The organism is Streptococcus sp. 3613, assembly GCF_013277375.1.
GTDB lineage: Bacteria > Bacillota > Bacilli > Lactobacillales > Streptococcaceae > Streptococcus > Streptococcus pseudopneumoniae.
Window position 1 is genome coordinate 1 of record NZ_VMMV01000002.1, and the last position, 1,461, is coordinate 1,461.

3 protein-coding genes and 1 pseudogene are annotated in these 1,461 nt (G+C 39.2%); all 4 read right to left on the reverse strand.

The features are described from left to right. A partial coding sequence (gene tnpB / locus HT708_RS12280) for an IS66 family insertion sequence element accessory protein TnpB (RefSeq protein ID WP_172924053.1) occupies window positions 1-151 on the reverse strand: 151 nt, incomplete at its 3' end. Next, window positions 132-317, reverse strand: coding sequence for a hypothetical protein (locus HT708_RS00470; protein ID WP_001136123.1), 186 nt, complete (start codon window positions 315-317; stop codon window positions 132-134). The genes HT708_RS00470 and tnpB, both read right to left, overlap by 20 nt. Window positions 318-573: 256 nt before the next feature. Continuing rightward, window positions 574-831: a hypothetical protein gene (locus HT708_RS00475; RefSeq protein ID WP_064496609.1), complete on the reverse strand. Its 258-nt coding sequence runs from the start codon at window positions 829-831 to the stop codon at window positions 574-576. A 33-nt stretch (window positions 832-864) separates the two neighbouring features. Continuing rightward, window positions 865-1,101: pseudogene (locus HT708_RS00480) on the reverse strand (hypothetical protein); the annotation flags it as partial. Window positions 1,102-1,461: the final 360 nt, after the last annotated feature.

Genomic DNA, 1,461 nt, shown 5'->3' on the forward strand with positions numbered 1-1,461 from the left:
GTCCACCACAAAAGAGAAAAACTTGACCGGAGAAAGGATCCAATTCAAAGTGGGTTTTAATGAGATAAGCCAGTGAATCAATGCCTTGTCTCATATCCGTTTTCCCACATACGAGATAGACCTGCCCTAGGCTAGATAGATGAATTGTCATAGAGCAACACCTTATCCAAAAGCTGTTCTATCATTTCGAGATTGAGAGATTGAAAAAAACTTACTTCAAGCTTGCCAATACGAATTTTAAGCAGAATATCATTTCTCTTTTTAGAATCAAAACGACGAGATTGTGGAATCTCTACAGGAACAATAGGTTGTGGCATTCAAATATCCTCCAATAGTTTTACTTTACGAATAGTATACAGGAGGTCTTCCATGAAGGATAGATACCTTATTATGACGCGCTTACGGTTAAACTCCTAATTATAGAAAAAACTCTACAAATTATGTAGCAGATTTAAAACTTTATCACCACTATCAAACAAATGTCCGTAACCGTCCAATAACGAAGTATATTAAAAAATCTCCAGACTAGAGAACTCAGCGATAGTTCCTAATCTGGAGATTTTTAATATGTTATTAGGCGTTTGCTGTCAACTTAGCAATAACCTCTTTAAGATTATCAATCAACTCTGCTTCAGTATGCTCAGAGCCTTTTTCATCTGCCAAGAACAAAACTGCTTTTTGAAGTTCTTCTTGAGAATTTTCAAGGATATCCTTATCTACTGTTTCAAGGTTTAAGTCTTTAAGAAGTTTACTTAATTCCTTGACTAATTTCTCGAGTTCTGATTCTTTGTTACGACGAGCTAGGAGGAAGAAGAGGAGACCTAAAAGCACTAGGATACTTGCTGCAATAATCCCTACTGGGACTTGAGTTTGATTTGCAGACTCATCTTCTCCTGCTGTTTCTTTGCCCGCTGTTTGTCCTCCATCCTTAGTTGCTGACTGGCTTTCCTTAATGGACTCTAGGGAAGCAATAGCATCCTTGACTGTTTGCAAGATATGGCGTAACCCTTGCTCTGTCAAACTATCATCTGCAAGAGCTTTCTTAGCCTCTACCAAAACAAGACGTGCTGAATCTGTGGTAGGATTCGATACACCTGTCAATAATCTCAAAAGATTTTCTAAGGTTTGAGTCTGCTTACTTAGTTCTGACTTGTCTAAAATTCCTTGACCCTGAGTTGCTGAACGAACAGTATCGTCTTCTCTATTCGCTGTATTTGCACTAGGTTCCGTAGTTGTCACTGGAGCTACAGACGAACGAGCAGTGGTTGTTGAACCACTGTCAGTGCTTCGTCCATCTTGTCCAGAATTTGCTTGCCCACTATCTGATGGACTTGTTGGTTCTGTAGTGTTCACATTGCTAGAATTTCCAGGTTGGTTATTAGTCGTTAGGAGGTGACGAGGAGATGGAATAGGATTGATACGATTGATTTCATCAATTGCTCTAGCTGCTGTAAGGTCTGC

Coding starts and splice junctions, on each gene's coding strand:
- HT708_RS00470 (WP_001136123.1), bottom strand. CDS start 317: ATGCCACAACCTATTGTTCCTGTAGAGATTCCACAATCTCGTCGTTTT.